1 protein-coding gene is annotated in these 208 nt (G+C 62.5%); it reads left to right on the forward strand.

Annotated features, from left to right (window positions below; genetic code table 11):
- Positions 1-208, forward strand: a 208-nt coding sequence (locus tag ACLQ2W_RS34120; protein ID WP_425792054.1) for a KR domain-containing protein, incomplete at both ends; no start/stop codon positions are given.

A 208-nucleotide genomic window follows, 5' to 3' on the forward strand; every position in this document is an offset into this window, starting at 1 on the left:
TGGCAGACCACATTCTGGCGGGGAAGGTCGCGGGTCTTCGTAATCTGCATGAGCTTCTGGTCGAGGGGTCCGAGCGCCGGTTGGACGCGATGGTGTTGTTTTCCTCGAATGCCGGGGTGTGGGGTGGTGGCGGGCAGGGGGTGTATGCGGCTGCGAATGCGTTTTTGGATGCTTATGCCGTTCAGCAGCGTGCTGTGGGGCGGTCGGT

Source organism: Micromonospora sp. DT227, from assembly GCF_049841835.1.
GTDB lineage: Bacteria > Actinomycetota > Actinomycetes > Mycobacteriales > Micromonosporaceae > Micromonospora.